The sequence below is a fragment of the Blautia glucerasea genome, assembly GCF_020537505.1.
GTDB lineage: Bacteria > Bacillota > Clostridia > Lachnospirales > Lachnospiraceae > Blautia_A.
In genome coordinates this window covers 22,479-47,249 of sequence record NZ_JAJBMO010000004.1, presented here as the reverse complement: position 1 = coordinate 47,249, position 24,771 = coordinate 22,479, and the positions used below count along the sequence as shown (strand labels likewise).

General features: G+C 43.5%; 32 protein-coding genes. 31 read left to right on the top strand and 1 reads right to left on the bottom strand.

Translation table 11 applies throughout. From position 1 onward, the window contains the following. The first annotated feature begins 300 nt into the window (after window positions 1–300). The 18 genes from LIQ05_RS04650 to LIQ05_RS04565 all read left to right on the top strand — a co-directional run bounded on the left by LIQ05_RS04650 (window position 301) and on the right by LIQ05_RS04565 (window position 14,466). Window positions 301–1,329 carry a hypothetical protein gene (locus tag LIQ05_RS04650; protein WP_215659788.1) on the top strand — a complete coding sequence of 343 codons (1,029 nt, stop codon included), beginning with the start codon at window positions 301–303 and terminating at the stop codon, window positions 1,327–1,329. Between the two features lie 23 nt (window positions 1,330–1,352). Further along, window positions 1,353–2,666 carry a DUF3440 domain-containing protein gene (locus LIQ05_RS04645; RefSeq protein WP_226818984.1) on the top strand — a complete coding sequence of 438 codons (1,314 nt, stop codon included), beginning with the start codon at window positions 1,353–1,355 and terminating at the stop codon, window positions 2,664–2,666. Then, window positions 2,667–3,047, top strand: coding sequence for a GNAT family N-acetyltransferase (locus LIQ05_RS04640; protein ID WP_226818982.1), 381 nt, complete (start codon window positions 2,667–2,669; stop codon window positions 3,045–3,047). Next, window positions 3,044–3,574, top strand: coding sequence for an IbrB-like domain-containing protein (locus LIQ05_RS04635; RefSeq protein WP_264292709.1), 531 nt, complete (start codon window positions 3,044–3,046; stop codon window positions 3,572–3,574). The genes LIQ05_RS04640 and LIQ05_RS04635 overlap by 4 nt, the downstream gene beginning before the upstream one ends. Then, complete coding sequence (locus LIQ05_RS04630) at window positions 3,571–4,188, top strand: hypothetical protein (RefSeq protein ID WP_226818980.1); 618 nt, start codon at window positions 3,571–3,573, stop codon at window positions 4,186–4,188. The genes LIQ05_RS04635 and LIQ05_RS04630 overlap by 4 nt, the downstream gene beginning before the upstream one ends. A gap of 189 nt (window positions 4,189–4,377) precedes the next feature. Next, the gene (locus LIQ05_RS04625; protein ID WP_215659797.1) at window positions 4,378–4,725 is read left to right on the top strand and encodes a hypothetical protein; all 348 of its coding nucleotides are present in this window, start codon (window positions 4,378–4,380) and stop codon (window positions 4,723–4,725) included. Window positions 4,726–4,737: 12 nt separating this feature from the next. After that, window positions 4,738–4,944, top strand: coding sequence for a hypothetical protein (locus LIQ05_RS04620; RefSeq protein ID WP_215659800.1), 207 nt, complete (start codon window positions 4,738–4,740; stop codon window positions 4,942–4,944). Further along, complete coding sequence (locus tag LIQ05_RS04615) at window positions 4,934–5,287, top strand: hypothetical protein (RefSeq protein ID WP_226818978.1); 354 nt, start codon at window positions 4,934–4,936, stop codon at window positions 5,285–5,287. The genes LIQ05_RS04620 and LIQ05_RS04615 overlap by 11 nt, the downstream gene beginning before the upstream one ends. Beyond that, on the top strand, window positions 5,265–5,600 hold the full coding sequence (locus LIQ05_RS04610) for a VRR-NUC domain-containing protein (protein ID WP_226818976.1): 336 nt from the start codon (window positions 5,265–5,267) through the stop codon (window positions 5,598–5,600). The genes LIQ05_RS04615 and LIQ05_RS04610 overlap by 23 nt, the downstream gene beginning before the upstream one ends. Before the next feature lie 99 nt (window positions 5,601–5,699). Beyond that, a complete protein-coding gene (locus LIQ05_RS04605) occupies window positions 5,700–6,359 on the top strand; it encodes a hypothetical protein (protein ID WP_226818974.1) in 660 nt (219 codons plus the stop codon). Between the two features lie 54 nt (window positions 6,360–6,413). Next, window positions 6,414–6,650, top strand: coding sequence for a hypothetical protein (locus tag LIQ05_RS04600; RefSeq protein ID WP_226818972.1), 237 nt, complete (start codon window positions 6,414–6,416; stop codon window positions 6,648–6,650). A gap of 302 nt (window positions 6,651–6,952) precedes the next feature. Then, window positions 6,953–7,519, top strand: a complete 567-nt coding sequence (locus LIQ05_RS04595) for a recombinase family protein (RefSeq protein ID WP_226818970.1) — start codon at window positions 6,953–6,955, stop codon at window positions 7,517–7,519. Next, entirely contained in the window at window positions 7,516–7,731 is a 216-nt protein-coding gene (locus tag LIQ05_RS04590) for a hypothetical protein (protein WP_226818968.1), read from the top strand. The genes LIQ05_RS04595 and LIQ05_RS04590 overlap by 4 nt, the downstream gene beginning before the upstream one ends. Window positions 7,732–8,659: 928 nt before the next feature. Further along, window positions 8,660–11,131 (top strand): DUF927 domain-containing protein, encoded by a 2,472-nt coding sequence (locus LIQ05_RS04585; protein WP_226818966.1) that lies wholly within the window; start codon window positions 8,660–8,662, stop codon window positions 11,129–11,131. 658 nt (window positions 11,132–11,789) lie between these two features. Continuing rightward, window positions 11,790–12,290 carry a hypothetical protein gene (locus LIQ05_RS04580; RefSeq protein WP_226818964.1) on the top strand — a complete coding sequence of 167 codons (501 nt, stop codon included), beginning with the start codon at window positions 11,790–11,792 and terminating at the stop codon, window positions 12,288–12,290. After that, the gene (locus LIQ05_RS04575; RefSeq protein WP_226818962.1) at window positions 12,259–12,810 is read left to right on the top strand and encodes a hypothetical protein; all 552 of its coding nucleotides are present in this window, start codon (window positions 12,259–12,261) and stop codon (window positions 12,808–12,810) included. The genes LIQ05_RS04580 and LIQ05_RS04575 overlap by 32 nt, the downstream gene beginning before the upstream one ends. Before the next feature lie 3 nt (window positions 12,811–12,813). After that, a complete protein-coding gene (locus LIQ05_RS04570; RefSeq protein ID WP_226818960.1) occupies window positions 12,814–13,305 on the top strand; it encodes a hypothetical protein in 492 nt (163 codons plus the stop codon). A gap of 960 nt (window positions 13,306–14,265) precedes the next feature. Further along, window positions 14,266–14,466 (top strand): hypothetical protein, encoded by a 201-nt coding sequence (locus LIQ05_RS04565; RefSeq protein WP_215659831.1) that lies wholly within the window; start codon window positions 14,266–14,268, stop codon window positions 14,464–14,466. A gap of 160 nt (window positions 14,467–14,626) precedes the next feature. Here the strand turns inward: LIQ05_RS04565 and LIQ05_RS04560 are convergent, their stop codons facing one another. Beyond that, window positions 14,627–14,875: a hypothetical protein gene (locus tag LIQ05_RS04560; protein WP_215659834.1), complete on the bottom strand. Its 249-nt coding sequence runs from the start codon at window positions 14,873–14,875 to the stop codon at window positions 14,627–14,629. 244 nt (window positions 14,876–15,119) lie between these two features. Here LIQ05_RS04560 and LIQ05_RS04555 point away from each other — a divergent pair, with 244 nt between their 5' ends. The 13 genes from LIQ05_RS04555 (at window position 15,120) to LIQ05_RS04495 (ending at window position 24,626) form a co-directional block, all read left to right on the top strand. Next, complete coding sequence (locus LIQ05_RS04555) at window positions 15,120–15,662, top strand: hypothetical protein (RefSeq protein WP_215659837.1); 543 nt, start codon at window positions 15,120–15,122, stop codon at window positions 15,660–15,662. Next, entirely contained in the window at window positions 15,659–16,078 is a 420-nt protein-coding gene (locus LIQ05_RS04550) for an HNH endonuclease (RefSeq protein ID WP_215659840.1), read from the top strand. The genes LIQ05_RS04555 and LIQ05_RS04550 overlap by 4 nt, the downstream gene beginning before the upstream one ends. A gap of 278 nt (window positions 16,079–16,356) precedes the next feature. Beyond that, complete coding sequence (locus LIQ05_RS04545) at window positions 16,357–16,815, top strand: phage terminase small subunit P27 family (RefSeq protein ID WP_226818958.1); 459 nt, start codon at window positions 16,357–16,359, stop codon at window positions 16,813–16,815. An 11-nt stretch (window positions 16,816–16,826) separates the two neighbouring features. Next, window positions 16,827–18,599 carry a terminase large subunit gene (locus tag LIQ05_RS04540; RefSeq protein WP_226818956.1) on the top strand — a complete coding sequence of 591 codons (1,773 nt, stop codon included), beginning with the start codon at window positions 16,827–16,829 and terminating at the stop codon, window positions 18,597–18,599. 13 nt (window positions 18,600–18,612) lie between these two features. Then, a complete protein-coding gene (locus tag LIQ05_RS04535; RefSeq protein WP_226818954.1) occupies window positions 18,613–19,956 on the top strand; it encodes a phage portal protein in 1,344 nt (447 codons plus the stop codon). Further along, window positions 19,953–20,639: a head maturation protease, ClpP-related gene (locus LIQ05_RS04530; RefSeq protein ID WP_215661399.1), complete on the top strand. Its 687-nt coding sequence runs from the start codon at window positions 19,953–19,955 to the stop codon at window positions 20,637–20,639. The genes LIQ05_RS04535 and LIQ05_RS04530 overlap by 4 nt, the downstream gene beginning before the upstream one ends. Window positions 20,640–20,847: 208 nt before the next feature. Beyond that, on the top strand, window positions 20,848–22,038 hold the full coding sequence (locus LIQ05_RS04525; protein WP_215661397.1) for a phage major capsid protein: 1,191 nt from the start codon (window positions 20,848–20,850) through the stop codon (window positions 22,036–22,038). Window positions 22,039–22,067: 29 nt separating this feature from the next. Continuing rightward, complete coding sequence (locus tag LIQ05_RS04520) at window positions 22,068–22,391, top strand: hypothetical protein (protein ID WP_215661390.1); 324 nt, start codon at window positions 22,068–22,070, stop codon at window positions 22,389–22,391. Continuing rightward, entirely contained in the window at window positions 22,388–22,714 is a 327-nt protein-coding gene (locus LIQ05_RS04515) for a hypothetical protein (protein ID WP_215661383.1), read from the top strand. The genes LIQ05_RS04520 and LIQ05_RS04515 overlap by 4 nt, the downstream gene beginning before the upstream one ends. Beyond that, window positions 22,704–23,237: a hypothetical protein gene (locus tag LIQ05_RS04510; RefSeq protein ID WP_215661381.1), complete on the top strand. Its 534-nt coding sequence runs from the start codon at window positions 22,704–22,706 to the stop codon at window positions 23,235–23,237. Before LIQ05_RS04515 ends, LIQ05_RS04510 begins: the two co-directional genes overlap by 11 nt. Then, entirely contained in the window at window positions 23,234–23,566 is a 333-nt protein-coding gene (locus LIQ05_RS04505) for a hypothetical protein (RefSeq protein ID WP_226818952.1), read from the top strand. Before LIQ05_RS04510 ends, LIQ05_RS04505 begins: the two co-directional genes overlap by 4 nt. 34 nt (window positions 23,567–23,600) lie before the next feature. Then, on the top strand, window positions 23,601–24,155 hold the full coding sequence (locus tag LIQ05_RS04500; protein WP_215661377.1) for a major tail protein: 555 nt from the start codon (window positions 23,601–23,603) through the stop codon (window positions 24,153–24,155). A 72-nt stretch (window positions 24,156–24,227) separates the two neighbouring features. Further along, window positions 24,228–24,626, top strand: coding sequence for a hypothetical protein (locus tag LIQ05_RS04495; protein ID WP_215661375.1), 399 nt, complete (start codon window positions 24,228–24,230; stop codon window positions 24,624–24,626). Window positions 24,627–24,771: the final 145 nt, after the last annotated feature.

The following is a 24,771-nucleotide window of genomic DNA, read 5'->3' as shown; positions in this document are numbered from 1 at the left end:
TTAAAATTATTTAGCATATTATATATGACAATAAAAAAGGAAATAAAAATCGGCCGGTGACAATGATAGTGATGAAGATGAATAGAGGATGCCAACCGCGAGCTGTTTTTTATAAATAAAATTATTTGTCATATTATAAGTGTAAGAAAAAACGAGCCGGAAAGAACGGCATTAAATTTTAATCAAAAAAAATGCATATATGATATATGCAAAAAAAAGAAAAAGGAGAAAAAAACTATGAAAAACACAAATATCAAAAACACAACAGAAAATATTAATAAAATTCAGGAGGAAAAAGTTATGAAAAAAGAAATGATTATTGACATGGTAGAAAGTACATATGAAATCGTTGGTAAGACAAGAACAATTAGTAACTGCACAGGAATAGATGAATCAAAGGAAGAAGAGTTTCTCGGCAGAGAGGACAGGGCAGTTATGGCAGCAGAATATATTTTTGGCCACAGCGAAGCAGAAGAAAGCGAAAATGAAAAATTGCTTGTAGATTACTATAAGAATCAGCCGGAAGAATTCTTTGAAAGCTGGACGGATGACGATATTGCTGGTGAGGGATTGGTTGAGCGTATGGCAAAAGATTTGCTGAGTGCAAAAGCCAATGCACCTGAATTTGATAAAAGCGACAGAAGAAAATTAAATATTCAGGATATGTATGGCGTCAAACTTTACAGAGCAGAATTTTTACACACATATAGAAAACTTGATACAAGAGATGATGTGATGGAAGATTACCTCACAAATTTCCTTACATCATATATGACATGGCACAGTCTGATGATTCAGACTGACGGATGGCACCTGTTGATGCGAAAATTTTATGGACATGACGGAGTATACGAGCCGATGTTAGATTGTGAACCAATTTTTGCAGATGGAACAGAGGGAGAACAACATGTGTACAGTTGGGCTGATTATGTATCAGATGTGACAGCATGGTTATATGACATGGTGAAAATTGCTCTTGTATGCGGAACATATGCACCAAATGGAAAATATAAAACAGTTACATATGAAGGTTATGAAGATTGGTATATGGACACCCTGGATATCAGGCTAGGAGCAGAAGAAAAAGTTCATGCATATGACGAGGAAAGGGATTTCCGGTTATACAAGATTGAACCGGAAAAAGTTGACTTTGATACGATTTCTGATTTCATAATTAAGTTTAAGTACGAAGAACCGAAGCCGGTGAAAGAAAGCACCAGGGACGAGCTGAGAGAGTTGGATGATGATGAGCTCGATGAGTATTTTTATTCACGTAGAGCATACAATGAAGGAATTGGAAAGAAAAAAGCATATTATAGAGCCGCGTAAGGCGGCTCTGAGGAGGTAAGAAGATGAAAAAATATTTAGAAAAAAATGTATATGACGCAACAATGGAGCGAATAAAATTCATCTTTGATGAGTTTGATAATGTACTGGTCAGTTTCTCCGGAGGTAAAGACTCCGGAGTGATGTTGAATCTCTGCTATGATTACGCGAAAGAGAATAATTTATTAGATAAATTGGCAATGTATTACATGGACTACGAGGCCGATTATCAGGAAACATACGAATACATAAAAAGAAGCTTTGATGAAAATTTTGCAGGCATTAAGAAATATTGGCTATGCCTACCGATTTCAGCGCAATGTTCATGTTCAATGACTGAAACTCATTGGATACCATGGGATGCTGATAAAAAGAACATTTGGGTAAAGCCTATGCCTGACAGCCAATATGTAATCAATGAGTCAAATTGCCCGTATGCATTCAAGAAGGGAACATATGGGCGAGATGCAAAAAAAGAATTCACTACGTGGTTTAGTAGTAAATACGGAAAAACTGCTGTTTTAATTGGTATCAGATGCGATGAAAGCCTCAGCAGATTGTCAACTATTACCAGTCAACACAGAGCGTATATGTATAAAAACACGAGGTATACAACGAGAATAAATGATAACACATTTAACACATATCCAATTTATGACTGGACAACAGAGGATATATGGATAGCGAATGCAAAATTCGATTACGACTATAATAAAGTTTATGACTTGATGTATCAGAGTGGACTAAGTTTGGCACAAATGCGTATAGCGTCTCCATTTCATAGCTGTGGACAAGCAAATCTGAAATTATATAGAGCATTATCTCCGAATATCTGGGGAAAAATGATTAGCAGAGTGAACGGAGTCAATTTTATGGGGATTTATGGCGGAACATCAGCAACCGGCTATAAGAATATCAAGAAACCAGACTGGTTCACCTGGAAAGAATACGCTGAATTCTTATTGAAAACACTGCCTGATGACATCAGAAAGAGATTTGAGGAAAATATTGCAAGATTTGAAAAATCATGGTCTGAAAAAGGATACGGCAGAAACCCCGATGTTATCAGACAGATGGAATCAGAGGGCATAGAAATAGAGAACACGCATAAAACATCAAAATTATGTACAAAGCCCGGAGTTTATGAGATTGTCAAAATCAAGAGCGGTATTCCGGACGATACGGAAATCAGTGATTTCAGACACTGCCCGAGTTGGAAGGCGATTTGCATTACGATACTGAAAAATGATTTTACATTACAATATATGGGAGTCTCAAAGAGCAAAAAAGACGCAGAAAAGAGACGAAAGGCAATTGAAAAATACCAGGGGGTGTTATAAATGAAGATTATGCATACAAAAGACAATGCTAAAGTGATTGAATTTATGTATAAGAACGGAGCGGGCGAAGAACAGGTAGACTTGAGCGAATCTTCTTTCTGGTGTGTAGCGGTAGTTGATAACGAGGTTGTCGGAGTTGCCGGTGTAAATATTGGAAAATATGCAGACAGAATAAAAGGATTTTTCGTTATAAAAGAAATGAGAAATAATGGAATTGGAACAGCGTTATTGCAGGACGCAATGAAATGCACCAAGGCCGGACGGGTTACAGCATACTGCACCCGAAAGTCGGAGGGAATTTTCACAAGATACGGCTTTAAGGTTACAAGACAGCCGCACAGATGCGGCATCAGCTTTACAGAATGGAGGAGAGAATCATGAAAGAAAAATTTACATCACCGGTTTACAATGTCAGACCGATACCAATAGAAAAAATACAGGCGAATGCATACAACCCGAACAGTGTAGCGCCGCCAGAGATGAAATTGTTATATAAATCAATTTTAGAGGATGGATATACAATGCCGATTGTATGTTATCACATACCTGAGACAGATACATATGAAATTGTTGACGGATACCACCGATATCTCACTATGAAACAGCATAAGGATATTTATGACCGTGAGGGCGGCTGCCTGCCGGTTTCCGTCATAGATAAACCGATTACAGACCGTATGGCGAGTACAATTAGACATAACAGAGCCCGCGGAACTCACAGTATTGAACTGATGACGAATATTGTAGCTGAATTAGTTGAAAGCGGAATGTCTGACGCGTGGATTATAAAAAATATTGGAATGGATGCTGAGGAATTATTGCGATTAAAACAAATTTCAGGCCTAGCAGCGTTATTTAAAGACAAAGATTTTTCACATGCATGGACAACAGGAGGTGATGCGGCATGATTAAATACGGATTCGTAACAATGTTTACACAGGATATCTCACAGGATATGCCGGAGGAAATGAAGCAGGCGGATTGCATATACTGCAAGCCGCCCTGTAGTTACAATATCCTGTCCAGGCAGGCGGTCCCAGCAGCGTTTGATACATACGGTGTATACGTAAAGAGATTTTTTGAGTACGTAGACGAGATAACCCCGGAGTATATGTATCTGCAGGTTACAGCCAGTAACAGAGATATTTTTGTTGATGAATGCAAAAAACGGTTCAAGGTTGTAGACATAGATGAGGCATATTACAACCGCAACAAGAAATTCAAATGTTGGATTATCCGATGCAGTAACGCAGAACCGGCACCAAATCCGGGAAAAGCTGTAGAGGTTAACACGTACATCAGACACATTTGCAAGAATTCAAATTTCAGATGCATTGCAGACCCGGTTATGCAGTCAGCGGCAATTGAGTTCTATGCTCATAAAAACGAGATAAAAATTGTTAGTCTGTGTTCAAATCAGATACATATAGACAGATTGAGAGATAGAATTGCCGAGTATGACGCAAAACAGGCAGCACGAGAGCGGAAGAAATTGACGAAACAAAAAAATTTTCAAAAATAATTTTATTTAGCATATTATATGTGAGCACCCGAAGGGGGCGCTTAAATATGTGTACGGTTAAGAGATGGCCTGGACAGCGTCTCTGATACCTTACAAAAAAAAGTTCATATGTATACCCTTTTTAAATACTGCCGGTGTTGTCAGGCAATGCCGGCGAAAACAAAAAATCAAAATAGGAGGAAAAAGAAAATGAAAAAGAAAAACAAGAGGCATAAAGAATATGCCAGCGGCAGCGCCCGCTTAACACGCATCAAAGAAATTGTGGTGGAATTGGCAGAGCCAAGGGATTTCACAATTGAGAAAAAAGAAAGAAAATTATATATCATGGACAATGCCATTGATACAGTTACGCAGTATCAGCTGAAAGTGTATGACAGCGATAGTAATATTACATATACACTGGGATGTTACAGCACCGAGCAGGAGGCCGAGCGAGTAATGCGGCAGACTATCAGAAGACGGAAGCTGCCGGCATTCAAAAAATTAACCCTGCGAGATATTGCAGAGGCAGCAGCAGCAGCCGGAGCGGCAGCATAAGGGGGCGAGGATATGTACAGTGGAGAATTTACAATTGAATTGATAAACAAGGGGCGGTATCAATGCGAATACTGCGGAACACCGCGGAATATAGTGCACACAGTTTTTGCAGGTGACAAAAGAACGGCAACAAAAATATTTTCAGATTATATCAGAGCCGCATGGAGAGCGGAGGAAAAGAGAAGACAAAAACAGGAGGGAAAGAAAAATGTTAATTAGAGCACAAAAGCACTGCGAGAGAGAGGGAGAAACATACTACAATTCAGCAGTCATGCGGAATATTTACATATTTGAAAGTCCGGTAACAAACCGTTGCTACATTTCAGCAGTTTTCGGCAGACAGGCTGAGTCACTGGGCGAATACACAACCAAACAGCAGGCAGAGGACGAACTGGAGCAGTTCAAGCACGCGTTAGGTATGGGGGCGATGGAGTTTCAGTTTGCAGATGATGAGCCCGAGGACGAAAAGAAAGAAGTGAAAAATCTATTGAGTAAATTGATTATCAATATCTTATATGATAATTCAAAGAAAAAAGAAAATGGCAGCGGAAAAACAGTTTGAAAACAAAATCAAATCCGAATTACACCAGCGCGGGGCGTGGAGAGTTAAATTCTTCGCCAATGCTTTTACACCGAGCGGTGTTCCCGATATATTGGCGTGCTACCGGGGAAGATTCCTGGGAATAGAGGTTAAAGGCGGCACTGGTTACGGGTTGACCGATTTACAGAAATACAATCTGAAACATATTCGTGAGGCCGGCGGGATTGGCATCTGTGTCTATCCGAGCGGCTGGGAGCAATTTTTGGAGATGCTGGACAGACTGGACAGCGGGGAACAGGTAGTGGTTACTGATGATAATTACATTTTGAAATAAAGAAAGAATATATGTAAACGACGAAAACAACACCGGAACGGTTAAACAATTAACCGCCCGGTTTTTTTGTGTTATAATGCAAATAGAGGTGAGAACATTATGGGCGAGTATTTTGTATCTAATCTAAAACGGCTTTTACAGTATGAGGCGAGCCAGACCGGCCGGATGGGCGGCGTGTATGATTACACACAGAAGAAATTTGCATGCCGGTCAATCCGTAGAGCCGGCGGGAGTCTATCAGAGGCGAACGCAAGCCGCATCTATGACACAGGACATTTTTGGGCGGATAAACCGGGAGAACGATTCAGTGCAGAGGAAATCATACAGGCCGAGGCGTGCTTTTATGCGTTCAGATTCTGTATAGAGCATATGGGAGAGGCAATAACCCCGGAGTATGTAGAGGAGATACAGCGGAGATTATACCCCGGAACACCGACATATATGACCGAGGAGCTGAGAGCCCTTATAATAGGAAACGGAAACCCGAGGAAGTTAAGAGATATTGCCAATTTTCATATACAATACGTGCAGCGCGGCAGGGACAGCCGGACCGCATCTCTCATATCATATATGCAGTGCATTAATGCGAATCTGACGCCGTTTATCATACACCCGGAAAATCAGGCTCTGTATGAGAGATATATGATTGTTGATGCAGATAAATTCTGTCATCTGTTACATGTGGAGCAGAACCGATACAAAGAGGAGACCGAGCCGCTTGTGATGGACTGGGAGGCGGAAAAAGCCCCGCTGGCGTAAATTTTTCACCGTTTACCGGAAATTCCTGCATACTACTATTGGTGCAGATGGTGTATGATAATAATGAAAAATACTGGATGGGGTGAAATCATGGTAATCAATTTTAAGAGCAAAGAAGAAGAGGAGTCAATGCTTGTTAATGCATTCATCAGAGAGGCGGAGACAATTGAAGCGGCACTGCTGGCGACACCAGAGGCGCAGGCGGTGACGATTACAGACGAGGAGCGCGATGCCGCATATGAGAGACTGATGCAGAGAGTGCATGAGGCAGCCAAAGCAGGCCGGGAGTAAAGCAGGCAGCTAAAGCAGGCCGGGATTTAATCCCGGCCCTCTTCATGCCCTTATATGTAAAAATAGGGCACGCTCATAATTGCACACGTCCTTTGATAGTAAAGGCGTAAAAATAGACTCAAAAAAACGCATTTTTTTACAAAACGTAAAAAACACACCTTTGAATGCAGTATGGCGGCTTTGGCCGTCCATACTGTTTATTTTTGCCGAGTTTTTCAGGAACCAAAGAGGGTCTGGAGGAGGTTTGACTCTGGAAACGGTTTTGATATAATAAGGATAGAACAAGGGAGGAGGCGAAAACAGTGAGGCTTGCATATGTCAGAGTATCAACCGAGGAGCAGAACGAAGCCAGACAGGTTGAGGCGCTGAAAAAATATGACATTGAAAAATGGTATGTTGAAAAAGTCAGCGGAAAGAACCAAAAGAGACAGAAATTGCAAGAGATGCTGGATTTTGCCCGAGACGGTGACACAATTTATATTCACGATTTAAGCCGTCTTGCCCGTAGTACAAAAGACCTGCTCGAGATAATTGAGAGATTGCAGGCAAAGGGCGTTCACCTGGTAAGCAATAAAGAATCTATTGACACCAATTCCGCCACAGGAAAATTAATCATCACGTTTTTAGCGGCAATTAATGAGTTTGAACGGCAAAACATGCTGGAACGCCAGCGCGAAGGAATCGTCATTGCCAAGCGTGAAGGGAAATACAAAGGAAGGCAGAAAAGAATTGTTGATAAGGACACCTGGGACAGATACTATGCTCAGTATATGAGGCGGCAATTAACAAAGGCGGCGATGGCGAAGGCATTAAAGGTTTCAAGGCCGACTTTGAACCGATTACTCAAAGAACAGGAGGCGCTGGTATGATTCAGGACTTTCAGAGCGCAAAAAGGATGTATCAATTGGCGCGAGCCCTTGATATGACAGATGCAGAACTTTCAGACATGATGCAGCAGACGCAAAACTCAGTGCAAAAACACTTTGACGAGCCCTTTGACGTAGAACTGCCAGACGGTACACACGCCCGCAGCCGTGACGAGCTGGAAGGGTGGTATGCCGCCCGCGGGGAGCGTATATAACCGCCCCGCATAGATTAGAGCCCTGAGTCCACCTGGATGGACTCTCCAGGAACGATACGTTTTTTATCTTATCCTTTCTTTGTTTGGCGTATCGCATAAACCGCCCCCCGATTCGTGAGGCTCAGGGTTGTAATGTATGCAGGACCGCATACGAGCCAGCAGGTGTAACGGGCGCCTGCTGGTGCTTTCTATGTCTACACATAGACCAAAATGGACTATAAAAACATTGATTTCTTTTCATTTTCCGTTACATTTCTCTCTTTTTTCAGCATACTATATATGAGACAGGCAGCAGCCAATAGACCAGGGCACGCACGGTCTAAATATACTGTCAATAGTATAGCCCTGTCTCAAAAACGACAACTGAATATGGAAAAGATTTTTTGCGGATAATATTTCTTTTAGGTTTATTTTTACACTTTAAGGGGCGGCGGATGCTGCCCCGTTTTTTATCTTATAAAAAATTCTTCATACTATAGATGATGGAATGGGGAAGACTCACCGGCTTGAACCGGAAGAGCGCTCATTGCAGCGATTGTTTTTATTTCATTTTCAATTTCTCTATTTTTTTAATTATTTTTATTTTATTTAACTCAGGCCCTGGCGGGTGGTTACCGCCGGGGTTTTCTTTAACTCTCTAAAATTAACATTTCTGTAACATCTCTGAAAAATCTAGTTAACTTATGGTCGATTTTTTTTTCTGAAGATTTGTCATATTAATAATGAAAGAAAAATAATTAAAAAATTTCTTTCACGTGCTGAAAATTTTAAAAATCCAGCATACTAAGTTTACCCGAGGATGGAGAGCCCGGGAAAGTTTCAAGGAATCTCAAATCCGTCATGTTATATGATGACGAGACCCTGAGAAAGACAAAGAAAACTAAAAGACAAACATAAAAAAAATCTGAAAAACAGGAGGAAAGATGTTATGAATACAAATTTAGATATGATGCAGATGATGCAACAAATGCAGCAGATGACGCCGGAGCAGATGCAATTGATGATGGCGACGATGGCGAATATTATGACAGGAGCGGCAGCAGCTGGAGCTGAAAGTATGACAGCTACAATACCTCACGATGACGGTGAGGCCGAGTATGTGAAAACCGTAAATCAAAATGGAGATGATGCGGCAGCAGGAACGGGGACAGCATCCGGGACATATTATAGATGTTTTGAGGCTGGAAGAATTGACTACATCAAGACAGCCGATGCATTCCAGGATGATACATTATACCGGGCACTGTTCAAATTGATGACAGATGAAATTAAACAGCGAAAAATCCAGTATCAGTTAGAGCAGAAAGCGAAAGACCTTGGCGGAACGGCATTGGCGACGATGTTCAGACAGACCTGTACTGCTGCAAAAAGGAAATACAAAAAAGAAAAGGAAGAAGAGGACAGAAAAAGAGAGGCTGCTGAGGCTGACCTGAGACGACAGGAGGAGCAGAACAGGAGAGCAGCGGGGCATAAAACGGAGTATACGAATTTGCCAAAAGATTGCCAGCAGATGTATGTTGGCGAGGAATGGATTGCAAACGATGACGGCGTTAAGAAATTCGAAGAAAGTGGTAAAACCATCAAAGAGGTTGAGGCGTGTATGTATCCGATTCTGGTAAGTAAGCTTTACAGACCTCTTGACAATATGGCGAGCGGGGCAACCCGTAGAGTTGAGGTTCATTTTGGCAGTGAAGAAGGCTGGCAGAAAGCCACTGTGGAAAGAGAAGTTATTTCAAACGTTAACAAAATTATTTCTTTAAGTAATATGGGCGCAGGTATCACAAGTGACAACGCCCGCCAGTGTGTGAACTTTATGGCGTCTATGATGAAAGAATCATCAAAGCGCGGTGCTTTAAGGATAGTGAATACCCTGAACAAATTGGGCTGGGATAAGGAGTTCAAGAACTTCCTGCCTTACACAACCGATGATTATGTTTTTGAAAGACAAGACGAATTGCCCGATATGATGGCAGCACTTTCAGAGCAGGGAAACCGTGATGCGTGGTATACGAAATTTAAAGAAATCCGAGCTTTAGGTTATGAACCTTTTAAGTTGGCAACGGCTGGTCTTCTGGCATCTGTGATTTTACCGATGCTGCCGAAGCAGGATGGTTTCATTGTGAACTTGTATGGCGGTTCTGGACACGGAAAAAGCGCGTTACTGTCTATTGTGTCAACAATCTTTAGTAATATGGATAACAAATCCGGCGGCATCTTCCTTGATTCCGATAATACACTGACATCATTGGAACTGGCTTGCGATACATTTAACAATTTCCCGGTTATTCTGGATGATGCATCAAAGGGAGACCAGGACAAGAAAAAGAAATTCCAAGAGGCAGTCATGATGCTTGCGAACGGACGAGGACGAGGCAGAGCCACAAAAGACCTGAAACAAAGAAAACGAAACACATTTGAACTGACTTCCCTGGTTAGCTCAGAGCAGGTAATCACTAAGGATTACACAACGAACGGCAGCATTTACCGAGTTCTGCCAAAACAGGTTGACGAATATTTGCCGTACCTTGATAAAAAGAATTATCCAGACCTTGAAAACATTGAGGATATAATCTGGTTCTTCCAGAACAATTATGGGTTCTGCGGCCGCGATTTCGTAGAAGAGGTGAAAAAATTAGGCCAGCAGAAGATTATAGAAAGAAACAAAAAGAACCTGGAAAGAGCGCGAAAATTGGCAAAAGAGCACGGACGCGAGGGCAGACAGGCAACGGCGATTGCCGTTCTTCTTACCGCTGATGAAATTGCAACGGAGCTTCTCTTTAAGGACGGTCAGACGTTTTCAGATGAAGAACTCCTGGACATCATGGTTAAGCCTGATGATGCGGACCAGTATGTGAGATTTTACAACACCGTCATTGAGAGATGTGTCAGCAACCCTGGAAAGATTGAGGGATTCACAGCACCGGAGGATATCCGCGGGGAATATATTGGAATCTACAAGAAAAGCGACAAAAGAGAAGGCATTAATGGTGAATTTGAATCAATATCTATCTTCCCGTATAAATTACAGGAATGGGCAAAAGAGCTTGACCTTGACCTCAGCCTGTTCTATAGGGAGATGCGAGGCAGGGGCTTATTGATATCAGATAAAGGCACTAACCAGACAAAAGCAAAGTCAGAAAAAACAGGACGAAACGAAAGAGTTATTAAGCTGATTATGCCTGTATATAAAGATGAAAAAGAAGAGGCAAAAGAAGGCTCAAAAGAAGGAGCAAAGAGCGCCGAGGAGGCAGCGGCAGCGGCGAAGGATGCGGCGGCAGCAGCAAAGGCGGCAGCGGAGAAAGCGAGCCAGGCAGCACAGCAGGCGGCGAACGCAAAATATATTGAGCAGTTGAGACTTGAAGCAGGCATGACGGACGATGAGGACATCCCGTTTGATTGATACATATATGAAGCACCACCGGAAGGAAAAGCCGGGGGTGCTTTTTTTGCGGGCAGCGGCGGGTTTATCCCAGAATCCCAAGCAACCCAAGCGGAAATGTATGTGTATATAAGAAAATAAAAAATAAAAAAAAATTATTTTTATTTTTTTTATTTCTCTTATATATAGTGGTTCTTTACTTGGGATTCTGGGATAGAATAAATAATATAATAAAAATAACAATATATAGTATATAGAAGATTGAAATAACACAATATATAGAAAATATTGATGTTTTTTTATCCCAAGTAGTGGTTGGGATGCACTTGGGATAAAATGAAAAATCTGGGATAAGAGAAAGATTCCCGCGTTTTTCCTTCAAAGGAGGTTTTGAACATCTCAAATTGGGAGGATTATCTGGGAAAAGATAGTGTATCGGCTGTGAAAAGTTGAGATTCCTGGGACGGGAAAAGAATTTCTTGTAGAGTTAACCTGGGAATCTGGGACAAAAACGCCCGCAACCCAGATTCGCACTTGGGATTCTGGGACAACCCCCGCCAGCCCCGCCCAGCAATTTTTGCCGAAAGTTTCAGCCGGAGTATATGCCCCGGCTCTTGGGTTGCTGTAGTTTTTCCTGGTTGATATAATGGAGTTAGAAAAACGAAGGGAGGGTTTGTGAATGGGTATCCGTGAAGATATAAGACAAGAAACTTCCGAGGAAATCGCTCGCAGGCTGATTTTTGACGGGCGAGTATCTGATGAAGATATCGCTGCCGGTTGTGGACTCACGCCGGAGCGGGTGCAGGAGCTCATTTCCGAGGTGGCACACGAGACCCGGGAGCTGCTGCAGGAGTTAAGAAAAATGCTCTTTGATATCCGAAACCCGGAGATATCAGACGAGGACCGGCGGGACATACTGCTGCAGATTGTGATGCTGCTGCGATTGATGATTGATAATGAGGTATGCGAGGAGCCGGAACAGGCAGAGATTCGCGATTATATCAGATATCACGACGCCGCGGACATCCGGCTCACACTGCTGCCGATTTATCCAGAGAGTGAGGACTATACGTTACTGTATCACGGACAGGAATTTGTACACAGCTTTATGAATTCTCTGTTTTTGAATAAAAAGAGGGAGGGCCGCCATGGACTACGACCAGGCAACGAAAACCGCTGAGAAACTATTACGTATTGGTACACTGTCATATAAACAGATTTCATATGCAAGCGGCATTCCACTATGGAGTATCCGCGAGATACAGACTGAGATGAATATGGAGCGCCGGAGGCTGCTTCGTGTATTACGTAAAACCATGTTGGAAATCGGGGAAGGCATCCACGGCGCGGCAATAAATGAAGAAAAGCTGCATGATAAGTTTATGGCCTTTGTAGAGACATCGCAGGCGCTTATCTACGGCCGGACGATAACAGAGGAGGAACGGGACGACCTCTGGAGTTTTATCTGTGATGTTGACGGTTCAGACCTGGATGAATTCTTATCTGATTTCGTATGCGGCCCGGAAGATTCCGAGGTTAAGATTATGACGCGCGCTTATGGTGTACTGCATAGTGTGTATGCCGAAATGTTGATTAAACACTATGATTCCGAGAACATCACGCCGGAAGATGATAGAGGTTATGAGGAGGACAAAGAGGAGCCGGCAGACGACGCCCCCGGCGAGGATTGGGAGGTGTAACCGATGACCGAAAAAGATGGCAAGGTCATTATGACGCAAGAGGAGCACGAAGCGGCAATAGAACTTTGCGAACAGCTGGCCTATTCAGGCGGACTTTCGCAAGAGATGATGGCGCAGACCACCCGGCTGGAGCAGTGGGAGGTGTTAGATATTGTGAACGATGCTATACTGCTGAAAAATTCAAGATTGCAGGAGTTAAGGGAGGCCATTTATGACATTGATGACACTAACCATGAGTTGGATTATATGCAGCATACGCTATATGAAATTGCATACTGGATGCAGTTTCTCATATATAACCGTGAGATGACCGAGCACGAGGTCCTGGCAGTTAGATGGTATTGCACATATGCAGATGTGGATGTATACAAGGAATTAAAGATTCTTTCCTGTTATGCCTCACTGCCAGATTCAGAGTTCATACATAAAATGCACACATACATCAATGATGTGTATGCACACATTTTGCGGCATACATACGACGCCGCCGATTAAAGCCAAAGGTGCACACTGTAAAAGGTGTGCACTCTTTTTTTTATGTGTACACTTTATATCTGCCCACACCCCGCTGCCGCGCCCTGATTGGCCTGCCGGCCTCATAAAGTGCACACACTAGCCGGTACATTTTTTCTGCTTTTTTGTGTATACATTAGCGTATGCATAAAATATGCCGGAAAACGCAATGTGTATATCAAAAAAAGTGCACACCCTTGCATATGCATACCAGTTCTGCACTGCTGCCGGCAATATATGCGAAAAAATGCACACCTATATGTATACTTAAAAGCCCCGGTTTTATGCGTACCTTTACCCCCCTCTTTTTCCTTCTTCTTTTTATTTTTCTTTAAAAAAGTGCACACCCTAGCCGGACACTATAAATGCGGGCAGCATCTTCAAAAAGTGCACACCTATATGTACACATTAAAACAACGGGCAGCAGCCGGCAGTATATATAAAAAAGTGCATACCTATATATACATATAAAATATGCGGTTTTATGTACTGCATATATAGTACACAATCCCGCTGCCGCGCCCGGAATCCTGCTGCCGCACTGACATAACAAATAAAGGTGCACACTTTTTTTTAAAATATTTTTCATTTTTATTTTTTTTCGGCATATTATATATGTAAGGCGAAAGCACGGCGGCGTTAAATGCCGCTGCCTTGTGGGGTTTTATATGCATTCCTCCTATTCGTGCAGGTTTTTTCCCCGCCCGCCGCCTCTCCAAATCTGCGGCGGAGCCTTATTTTCTTACGTGACGAGGTCTCAGCGGTTCAGGCAAAGCGCCAGCCGTTGGGGCTGTTTTTTTTGCTCTTTTTTTAGTTCTTCAGTATATCTTTTCTCTTGTTTTTAATGCTTCTTTTGTGTATTTTTCACAATTTTCTTTCGGCTTTTCTTTTTTGATTTTCTTTGTGCATTCGTTATGTATCCCTTGTTTTGGTGTGTACATTATGAAAAAAACGGCAGCAGCCTTGCCGGCAGGTGTGATTGTGGTGGTGATGATAACTGCATTGTTGAGACGAAGACCGCAGGTCTTCATTAAAAGGAAGCTCAACCCATCCGGGCAGATTGCCCGCAGCCGCTCAGGCGAGGCATTCGCGGCTGCAGAAAAAAAGGTGCAAATGGCGTTTTCAGGTGTACACATTTATTGAAAATATTTTTCGCACTCAAAGTTTATTTTTGGGCCTGTGACAGATTGAAAGTGTGATTCTGGTAAAGCAAGATTACCAGAATTGGAATTATAGAAAAGTGCGGCGTTGTTTCTTATGTGATATGCATAATAAAAAGATGCACATACTAGTATGCACATCTTTATTTCGGTGCATGATACAGACCGCCGAGCAGGTGAGACTGTGTCAGGTGCAGCTCATCAAGAGTGATTTCATTACATGAGAATGCAAATTTGGCATCCGAGTATATGGCGACGGCCAGGCCCTGCAGCTCATAAAAGGTGTCATCATCTGGGTGTGTAAGGTATGCATCTTTTTTTCTTATAAGATAGTTATAATCGCTATTGTTAGTCCAGCCTAACAATTCAATCAGTTCTCTCAGTTCTCTCATGATATTCCCCCTTTCTTTTTATTATACATCCAGGGGTGGGTGTACACAATGGAAAAGCTGAACCGCAGACCGGTTGGCCCTGGCAGAAACCGCCCGATATGCACAACGGCAAGCCGGCTGTGCATACCCGGCGGAACACCGTTTTTTATTTTTAAAATTATTTGTCATATTAACAGTAAATAAAAATAATCAAAAAATAGCGCTAGACCAAGCGCGCGCCGGACGTAGGCGCGAAGGAGAAAGGATGAAAAAGAAAAACTATGAGAAAAGTTATGAAAGAAATAACGAAGAACCGGTTTTAACACCGGAGCAAATTATAAGAAGGAATGAAATTTCCACGGCACTATGCCAGGAAATCCTGAATGCAAAGCAGGTGTATAAGAGCAGCCAGGATTTTTATAACAGCAAGGAGTGGAAGACGGCAAGGGCAATGACACTTGCCCGTGATGGCCGTATGGATGTCTGGGAATATCTGATATCTGGCCGCATTACATACCCGAAGCGTGTAGATGTACACCACATAGAGGAGCTGATAGAGGCACCTAAACTCAGGAGTACTTTGGACAATTTGGTTACAGTATCGCATGAGAATCACAGATTGATTGACGCACTATATCACAAGGGAAACAAGAAATTAATACAGGATATCTTGAAGGAGTATGTGAGGGAGAGGAACGCAGTGTTCTTTTCACATGAAGAGGAAGTAAAGGAAGAGGAAGAAGAGGAGGCAACTGGCGAGCAGCTGTCACTCTTTGATTTCGGCTACGATTTCGGAGGCATAGCATGATAAATAAGATTTGCAGCAGATGCGGGAAGATATTGCCGGTTGGTGAGCGGTGCTCATGTCAGCCGGCTTATCGGCGCGACTACAATAAATTCAGGCGAGATAAAAAGATTCAGCAGTTCAGAGCATCCGCCGAGTGGCGGGCAATGAGGCAGCAGATAATAGAGCGAGACAATGGGACAGACCAATATGTTCTACACACTACGGGAGCATTGAGGCCTGGCTTTTCTGTGCATCATATCATCCCGCTGAGCGAGGACTGGAGCCAGAGATTGAATCCGAATAATCTGATTTGCTTATCAGATGACACACATGCGAGCATTGAATACAGATACAAGACAAAACATAAAGAAAGTATACAGCAGGAATTGTTTGCGATTGTGAACCAGGTGACGGAACGCGGGCACCAGGGCGATTAACATAATCAGCGGTGGAGGAATAGGTAGACTCTAATGTCAGATAGACTGCGCTTAGCGGTTCGATTCCGCCAGTGCTTTTGACGGTGAAATAGCCGACAGCACTAGGGCTTAGATGGCGAGTAGTAGCGAATTATGCGCGGTGCAAATCCGCGCCCGCTGATTTGAAAGGGCGGGGGGGGGGTATCAAAATGTTGAGCCCCTCAGCCCTTGTAGCCCATAGTCGGTACAGCGAACACAAATTTCCGAATGGAAAATTTTTCAAAGGAGGTGTGGCCCGTATGGGTGCAAAGAAACCGATGGCATTACATACTAGCCATCACACAAAAGCAGAGTTGGCGGTTATGGAAGAGGAGAACCAGGTTGCAACATGTAGCCGGTCATTTCTGAACAGTAAACCGCCAAAAATTTTAATTGACAAAACCGCCCGTGATGAGTGGAAACGAATTTGTTTGATTTTAAAGGAGATGTCGGTTATCGGCGACCTGGATATATACGCATTGGTCGGCTATTGCAACAGTTGGAGTCTCTATTGTAGAGCAACAACAGAGTTGGCACAACAGCCGCTATCCGTAGAATCAGGAAAAGCGAATCCATTGGTAAATGTACAAATCAAGTATGCGAATGAAATGCGCGCGTTTGCCGTTAAAGCCGGAATTTCTGTCAATGCACGACTGACCTATGCATCGTTACAGGTTAAAGATACCGATAACGAAATCAATAATGAATTCGGGTTATAGGCGGTGTGGATATGACAAGAAGAGAAATCATTACTCACTATGCTAGAGACTGCCTGGATGGAAAATTCCCGGCCTGTCAAAAGCATAAGTGGATGTGTCAAAGGCTGTTAAGAGATTTTGACCGGCTAGATAATGACCCGGATTATCCGTATTACTGGGATGAGGCGGAAGCCGAAAAAATCGTGAAATGGTTTACATATCTAAGGCATCAAAAAGGGGAGTTGGCAGGACAGCCAATAAACTTAACTCCGTGGCAGCAGTCTCATATATGTCAATTATACGGCTGGAGGCGTAAAGATAACGGTCGCCGTAGATTCACAAAAATGATGATACAGGTTGCCAGAAAGAATGCCAAAACGCAGGAAGAAGCGGGCGTGTGCCTTTATGAGATGTCCGTTACAGCTAAGAAAAACGGCGAGATGATGGAGTTGTTTACGGCCGGAGGAAAAAAAGAAGAAAGTAAAAAGTGCTTCGAGGAAGCCGGAAATTTACTTAATGGTTCGCCATTAAGACCAAAATTTCAGATTAACCGGTCTGAAATCCGTTATCCAGATACGGGCAGCTATCTAAAAATGCTGTCAAAAGATGACGGTAAAAACGGCGATGGGTCCAATCCGGCCGTTCTGGTGCTCGATGAGTATCACCAGCACAAAAATACAGATTTTTACGACTTGGCGATGGGTAGTAACAGCAAAAGTCCGTTACTCATAATTATCACTACGGCCGGGGTAGACCCGCAAAATAGCCCGGCCTTCCGCGAATATAACTATGTGTCTAATGTTTTAAATCCAGATTCTGATATTGAAGATGAGATTTACCTAATAGACATATGCGAGCAGGACGAGGGAGAGGTTGACGACCCGAGAATCCTAACAGATGAAAAGTTATGGCTGAAATCAAACCCTATAAGGGCATCATTTGAGGAGGGCAGGGAGAGGATTCGCCAATCATACGAAAAGGCCCTACAGGTTCCGGAAGAGATGCCAAAGGTTTTAACAAAAAATTTCAATATATGGGTGCAGGCGAGAGCCGGCGGCTATATGGATATGAAAAAATGGAAAGCCTGCGAGGTGCAGGAGTTACCGATTGATATAAGAGGTCTCTCATGCGCTGTTGGTATAGACGTATCAGCGACAATTGACCTAACATCATGCGTGTTTGTAATACCGTATGAGGACCCGGTAGAAAAGAATGCTGCCGGAGAACCAGTTGTTAAGTACATTGTGTTCCACCATTCATTTATCCCAAACCGCGACAAGATGATTGAAAGAATCAATGTGGATAAAGCCCCATATGACGCCTGGGAGATGCAAGGCTATCTATCGGTTACAAATACCGATGTTGTAGACCAGATGGAGGTTGTGTTATGGGCGATGAATTTTGCTAAAGAACATGACCTACATATTGCATATTGGGCTCCAGACCCTAGTAATGCAGGATTATTGATAACAACGCTATCCGATGCCGGTTATAACGTCTGCCCGGTAAAACAGAGTTATCAGAGCCTGAATGACCCTACTCTCGGGTTACGTGACGAAATTTTTTCCAAGAACGTTATGTACCTGCCAGACCCGTTGCTCAATTTTGCAATGGGAAATGCAGTTGTGAGAAGGAGTAACGGTCTAATCAAGATTGATAAAGATTCTACAAAACAGCGTATTGACCCGATTGATGCTCTCATATGTGCATTCAAACTGGCCCGCTACATAAAACAAGATGCATACAGCAGAGAAAGGGCAAACGCCGCCCTTGATGCATGGATGAGGACCTTGGACGCCCTGTAATGGAGGTTAAAAAATGAGCAAGAAAAAGAAACAAAAAAAGAAAAAAATAGAAAACAGTTCAAAAAGTATACAGAATGCCGTCACAATCCCTGCCGGGGGCGGGACGGCGGAAAGCCGTATTTTGGACTGGCTGGATGTTTACGGTGTAGACCGTGACTCAATGCCGAGGGATGCATTAAGTGAGATTACATATTACACATGCATCAAAACCAATTCCGAGATGCTGGGAAAGATGCCGCTGAAATACTACCAGAAAACGAAAGACGGAACTATTCAGCCGCCGATGACTGAGACACTGCGGCTGTTGGATTTGCGCCCGAACGAGTACATGTCGGCGACAACCTTGAAGAGCTGGTGGGAGATGTGCTGCGGCAGATGGGGTAATGCATTTACCTGGATTCAGCGTGAGTTTAAGCCGGATGGAAGATATGGCGGAAAATATATTGTAAAAGGTTTCTACCCTATGCACCCGAAAAATGTATCTGTCATCATAGATGATAAAGGCATTTTTGGCACTACTGGCTGCGTTTACTACCAGTACACAAACCCTGACACCGGGGAGCAGGTCATCCTAAAGAACGATGATGTTTTGCATTTTAAGGGCTGGTTGTCTAATGACGGTCTCATGGGTATGTCAATTGAAGACGTGCTGAAGGCAAATTTTGACGGTTCAAATGCTGCTTCGTCTTACGAAAATTCACTGTATAAAAACGGCATGACGGCCCGGCTTGTTCTACAATATACCGGCAATTTTGACGATGACAGGATACAAGAAATACAGCGAAAATACGGTGACAAACTCACCGGTGCAAAAGCCGCCGGCAAGGTGATTGCGATTCCTGCGGGCCTGGCTCTCACACCTCTAAATATGAGTATGGTTGATGCAGATTTTGTAAACATCAGAAAGTATAGTGCATTGCAGATTTGTGCGGCCGCGGGATGTAAACCGTCAAATATATGCGATTACTCAAATTCCAAATATGCAAGCAGTGAGGCCGAGGCTTTGGCATACCTGGATATCTTTTCATACAGGCTGAAAATGTATGAAGATGAGATTAACGCGAAATTATTGACCCCGAAAGAGTACAAAAAGGGCTATCGTTACAAATTTAACGAGAAGGCGGTTCTGCGTATCAATTCAAAAGAACAGGCTGAAATTATTGGAATCCTGATGGACCACGCGGTATACACAACCAATAATTCACGTGACATTTTGGATATGCCTCACGTAGAAGGCGGAGACGTTCCGCTGATTAATGGCAGCTATATGCCGATTACAGAAGCCGGCGCTGCATACAGAACAAAGAAAGAAAACTCAAAAGAGCCCGAAACTACTGAAGGAGGTAATGACGAATGAAAACTATAACAATTAACGGAGAAATCATCCCTAATGACTATGCCTGGTTGTATGACTGGTATGAGATGGAATATACATGCCCGGCAAATGTTAAAGATATTTTGAACGCGCTGGAAGATGGAGAGGATGTCACGGTCATTATAAACAGCGGCGGCGGTGATGTAGTAAGCGGCCAGGAAATCTATTCTATCCTGAAAGGCGTAAAGAATCACGTTACAGTTGATGTACAGTCAATGGCTGCATCTGCTGCATCTATGATTGCAATGGCCGGTGATACAGTGAGAATGTCCCCTGTTTCACTGCTGATGATTCATAACGCGAGCACCTGCACGAGCGGCGATTACCGCGATATGCAGCATACGGCAGAGGTGCTGCAGACAGTCAATGCGGCAATCATGGAGGCATACAGTAGAAAGACCAATCTCACCTACGACGAGCTGAAAGACATGATGGACAGAGAAACCTGGCTTACTGCTAATCAGTGCGTAGAGAAAGGCTTTGCCGATGAAATCATCAAAGACGAAAAGCCGGCGATTATCACTAATGCCATGGTTGGTAAGCTGTCAATCACTGATGACATGATAAGTAAAGCTAAAGCCGAAAAAAGGGCCAAAGAGGAAAAGGCAGCAGCAGATGCAGCCGGAGCCGAGATTCTGGCGGATTTGGATATGTATGGGGTGTGATTTGTGAGGGCTGCCGCCCTCACTGGTGACATTCAGAATAAAAACTGTAAACATGCAAAATGAATTTTTCATGTTTACAGGTGCAATTTTTATCCCGAATTTTATTTGTCATATTATATGTAGAAACAAAGCCGGGAAACCGGCAGAAAAATAACGGCCCGTTATGGGCTGAAACATACCCGATAAATGGGAAAGGAGAAAAGAAACTATGAATAAGAAACTTCTTGAGTTATTAGATTCAATTAATGAAAAGAAGGCCCTTGTAAAGAACCTGGTAGATGAGGGTAAAATCGCCGAGGCGAAGGCTGCAAAAGCAGAACTCCAGGAGATGCAGGACAAATTTGACCTGTTAAAGGACATTGAAGACACAACCCCTGCACCAAAGAACCCGAAGCCGGTGAAGCCAGTACAGGACGAAACAGTAGAGGCAAAATTTGCTAATGCTGCCCGTCACGGTTTCAGAAATACTATGACCGAGGGCGTAAAGACGGATGGAGGTTATACAGTTCCGGAGGATATCCAGACAAAGATTATTAAACTGCGTGAGGCATCCTTTAACCTGGCTCAGTTAGTAAAAAATGAGTCTGTAACCGCTCCAACTGGTGAAAGAACATTCCAGAAGAAAAAGAAAAAGAAAGGTTTTTCAAAGATTGGTGAGGGTGGAAAATACACCGCAACCGAGCAGCCGGAATTTTTCAGACAGAAATACACTGTTGAAAAGTACGGCGGATATCTGCCTGTTTCCTTTGAGTTACTGGATGATTCAGATGCGGCTATCAATTCCGTAATCATTGAATGGCTGGCCGATGAGTCACGAGTTACCCGTAACCGTCTTGTTCTTGATGCTATCAATGCAGGAAAAACTGATGAGGGTGCTGACGCTCCTACATATACAACTCTGGCCGGAATTGATGACATTGTGAGAGCCCTGAATGTTACTCTTGGTAGTGCATACAAGAGAACATCCAAAATCATTACAAATGACAATGGATTCCAGGCTCTGTGTGAGTTAAAGGACTCTAACCAGCGCCCGCTGATGAACCCAAATCCGGCTGACCCAACAAAAATGCAGCTGGCTGTTGGCCCGCTGGTTGTACCGATTGAGGTAGTACCAAATGACGAGTTAGAGGATGTAACTGTTGATACAAAGCAGTACCCGCCATTCATCATTGGAGACCTCAAAGAGGCAGTCACTCTGTATGATAGAAAACAGTTTTCTATCAAATCTTCAGATGTTGCAACCGTAACCGGCCTGTCTGCATTTGAAGAGGACTGTCTGTTATTCAAGGGTTCCGAGCGTCTGGATGTTAAACCAAGAGACACCGATGCATACGTGCTGGGTTATCTTGCAATTGAGACCAAGACACCTACAAAGAAAAAGATTACACCTGCGGCCTAAGACCGCGGGTATGACATGGAGGCGCCGGCATGACTGAAGAATTTAAAAATAAAGCACTAAAAAAATCCAAAACGACCGCCGGCATCCCGGATTCCGTCACAGTCTATGACGAGAGGATATCTGACCTGATAGACGATGCAATAATAGAGATGCGAACGGGAGGCGTTCCACAGTCTGTAATAGAGGAGGGCGCAGCCCCGGTCATCTCATGTATTGCTCACTATGTCTGTTATGAGTTGCGTGGAGATACCGGGGAGACGAAAGATGCAAACTGGCATCTGGGGAAATTTGAGAGGAAGGTTTTTCGTCTTTCTCTTGAACAACCGGGCGCGACAATGGAGGGGCTGCTATGAAAAGGATGACATCAATAAAATTGCCGGTCTCTGCTGCGGCAGAGCGTGACAGCGAAGGTTTCATAAAAGAAGATATTAAATGGCAAGAGGCAATCCCGGCAACCGCCCGCGAGGCTACACGCCGCGAGCAGGTGCAGGCGAGCCAGGCCGGATACAACATCTCTTTAATTTTTGAGACACGTTTTTATGAGGGTCAATCAATTCTAGTTGACGAGTCAGACGGTCAGGAGTATGACATCCAGCAGGCAACGATATCATCCGGCGGTGTTTCTCTTGATTGTACACGTAGACAAAGCGGAAGAGGGTTTAATAATGGCTTATAAGAAGGGTGTAAGGCAAGAGGGCGATATCCTCATTGACCAAAGAAATAACGGCAATTTTGCGATAACGGGTTTTGCAGAATTAGAAGCAAAGATGGACCAGATGCAGAATGTAAAATTGGGCGAGCGGCTGTTAAATGCTGCCGAGCCTCATATCATAACTGCAATGGACACGCAGATGTTGAGACATAAAGGACCGTTACAGAAAAGCCTGAAGTCCACCGGAGCAGTTCAGAACAGCGCCGGAGGCTGGTTTTTGGCATACAGGGCCACAACCGGAAATGAAAACCCAGGAGACAAATCAAACCCGGACAAAATGATATATCTGATAAACCGCGAGTATATACGAATCCGAGGCGGCAAAGTGTATAAGCGTATGTATAAGGGAAAGGAAGTTATTGGCTATGCTATCCCCGCATACGACGTAATCACACAGGCAATTGCAGCCAGTGAAAATGCTGTGCTGAACGCAATGGAGAACGAATTTGACCGGGCATTATCTGAAATATGGGGTGATGACGAATGATAAAACCGCTTGAAAAATTAAACCGCATTGCGGAGCGGCTCAATGTCCCCTATGGAATTCATAAGTATGAAGGAGAGGAGCCCGAGTTTTGTGTTTACCAGGTGGACGATGTAAAGCCTGCCAATTTCGCAGACAATAGAGCACACGCCCGCATTGCTCATGTAAGGCTTTCATATATACAGCCGATAGATAAGAGTTATGACGCTGTTATGTGGAAAATTATAGATTTAATGACCACCGAGGGGTTCACCGAGCCGCTGGTTGGCATTGATATGCAAGACGAAACGAAAAGAACAGTTCTGCTATTTTCGGCAGACATTAAACTTTAACACGCTAAAGCACAGCGTGAGGAGGTAAAGAATTATGGCATATTTTGGAATTTCAAAGCCGATTATTGCAAAATATAACGGCGAGACCGAGAAGTATTCTGAAGCGATTGAGTTAGAGGCAGCTGGAACTAGTGTAACCCCGGCGTTTTCCGAAGGCTCATTTTACTGTGATAACCGCCTGGGTCTTCACAGAAAATTGTTTAAACAGGCCGATGTAACAGCCGAGATTAAGACAATCCCGCTTGCTGCTGGCGAGCTGCTTTTTGGTCATACAATTGACACATCAAAGAAAGAGGAGACAGCAAAGACAAACGATAAGTCCAATTACGTTGGATATGGTTTTGTTGGATGCGAGGCAATAGACGACGAGCACGACGTTTACACCGCCTGCTGGCTGCCAAAAGTCCTCTTTACAGAGGGCGAAGACTCTTACACAACACAGAATGACTCACTTACCTTTACGGCACAGAAAATTTCTGGTGTTGCAGTTGGAGCAAAGGATAAAACATGGAGAGAAAAGGCTCAGTTTGATACTGAGGACGAAGCCTACTCCTGGCTGAAAACTAAAGCGGGCATTGTGGCTGCGTAACTGACACAAAGACGGGCAGAGGCTCTTTTGCCTCTTTCCCGTCTTTTTTGTTTATAAGGAGGAAAGAACAAAATGGACTTAACGACAATTGAACTGAGTGGGGATAAAATCCCGCTGATGTGTAACCTTGGAGTCCTGGAGGAGCTGCAGGACGAATTTGGCACCATACAGGATTTTATAAGCAAAATCGCCCCGTTAAATGACGACGGGCAGATTGATTTTAAGACAGTTCGCGAGGACTGGCTGCCGGATGCTCATGCGCTGGTGTATGCATTACCGCGTATGATTAGTGAAGGTATAGAAGTGTACAACGAAAACCACAAAAACAAAATTGAAAAAATGACACCAAAGGAAATTTTCAGACGGTGCGACCAGTCTATTTTCACAGTGTCTGCTACTATATATGGCGAAGTTATGAGGTCATTACGAGCCCCAAAACAGCAGCCGCCCGCCGAAACGAGCCACCAGTAAGCGACCCTGACCCGCATATAGATTTTGAATGGATTTATCTGTGGGGAATGAGAATGGGCTTTACTTATGACCAGGTGCGGCGGCTATATTTTGGCCGGTGGTGTGATTTGTTTGAGACGTATAAGAAAATACACAACATGACCGC